Annotated in this window: 1 protein-coding gene; it reads right to left on the reverse strand. The window is 44.0% G+C overall.

Features of this window, described 5'->3' with window-relative positions:
* Positions 1-147 precede the first annotated feature (147 nt).
* Complete coding sequence (locus tag F6K49_RS49305; RefSeq protein WP_366514359.1) at positions 148-1,266, reverse strand: aldo/keto reductase; 1,119 nt, start codon at positions 1,264-1,266, stop codon at positions 148-150.
* Between the last annotated feature and the right edge of the window lie 126 nt (positions 1,267-1,392).

Raw genomic sequence — 1,392 nt, forward strand, 5'->3', positions numbered from 1 at the left:
CTTTTACTTGCTCCCTACTCCCTGCTCCCTGCTCCCTGCTCCCTTTACACTAGAATAGTATGTCCTAAACTATACTTCCATTGCTATAAAAAGTTACTTATTTAAGACCCCAATAATTTGGGGTCACTACCTATTTATCACTACCATTTATTCAGCATCACTATCAACACCCGCACCCCCACCGCTAGTCTCAATTACGGGATAGTAGTTTTTAGGTTTATCACCCACGGTTACCCCACCATGAAGCATGGCTTGCATTTCTGAACCAAAGAAAGTATAGGGAAATTTTAATTCTGGAGTACTTACCTGATTAAGACGCATTAAATGCTCCTCGCTCAGGGTAAAATCTAATGCCTGTAGATTATCCTGAAGCTGATGGGGTTTAGTCGCACCAATAATCACCGAAGCAATACCAGGTCGGTTAGCCGCCCAATTTACTGCTACTTGAGCCATACTGCGTCCTACCTCTGTTGCTACAGCTTCTAACTCTGCCACAATTTTCCAATTGCGATCGCTAAACTTTTGAAAAGCTGGATTAATTGACTCTTTCATCGCTTGTAAGCGACCTTCACCCATGCCACCATCTTCACTAGGGCGATATTTACCACTGAGTAAACCACTAGCAAGGGGACTCCACACCATAATTCCCATACCGTGTTCTGTACCAAAAGGGACAAACTCATTTTCAATATTCCGTTCTACCAGGGAATATTCTAATTGCAGCGTGGATAACGTTTCATACCCTCTCAACTCCGCAATAGTTTGCGCACGAGAAGCATACCAAGCAGGAACATCAGAAAGACCAATATAACGCACCTTACCAGAGCGAACTAGATCATCTAGGGTACGCATCACCTCTGCAGCGCTCGTAATTCTATCCCAGGTATGTAATATATAGAGATCAATATAGTCAGTATTTAAACGCTTGAGCGACCCTTCCACTGCACGCATAATATTTTTACGTCCATTGCCCCCAGCATTAGGATTGCCAGGTTCTCCGTTGTAGGAAAATTTGGTAGCAATCACCATCAAGTCCCGCAAATTACGCTCAGCAATAAACTCTCCTAACCAAGTTTCACTCGTCCCATTGGTATAAAGGTCGGCGGTATCAATAAAGTTACCACCGGCTTCGACATAATCATCAAATAGGGTTTTGGCGGTTGTACGGTCTGCTCCCCAGCCCCACTCAGTGCCAAAAGTCATTGTTCCAAGAGCTAGGCGACTGACGCGCAATCCAGAACGACCAAGTGTGTAATAGTTATTCACAGACATGATAAATATTGCCTTCCCCTTTGAGTATTAAAATAGCTAGCGCTGTAAACTTCTGGGATCGAGAGCATCCCGCAACCCATCCCCAAGTAAATAAATAGGAAGAGCGTAGTGTAGGGAAAG

This window comes from Moorena sp. SIO3I6, from assembly GCF_010672095.1.